The following is a 366-nucleotide window of genomic DNA, read 5'->3' on the forward strand; positions in this document are numbered from 1 at the left end:
TCCTTCTTTTAGTATATTTATACTTGCATTTATATCTCTATCATGAGTTACATTACAACAAGGACAAATCCATTCTCTTATACTTAAATTCTTCATTTCCTCGTTTTTGTACCCACATTTATTGCATATTTGTGAACTTGCAAAGAATTTACCTACCTTTACAATTTGTCTACCATACCAATTAGCCTTGTATTCTAATTGACGAACAAATTCTGACCATGACACATCAGAAATTAAGCGAGATAGTTTACTATTTCTAGTCATATTCTTTACTTGTAAATCCTCTATGCAAATAATATCATTCTCTCGTATTAATTTAGTAGATAGTTTTTGTAGAAAATCCTTCCTTTGATTAGCTATATGCTC

The 366-nt window shown here is 29.5% G+C and carries 1 protein-coding gene; it reads right to left on the bottom strand.

What is annotated here, in order from left to right; genetic code table 11:
* Positions 1-366: RNA-guided endonuclease TnpB family protein (locus tag KGF38_RS20145; RefSeq protein ID WP_227832704.1), on the bottom strand; the 366-nt coding region annotated here is incomplete at both ends.

The organism is Clostridioides sp. ZZV14-6387, from assembly GCF_020657835.1.
Classification (GTDB): domain Bacteria; phylum Bacillota; class Clostridia; order Peptostreptococcales; family Peptostreptococcaceae; genus Clostridioides; species Clostridioides difficile_A.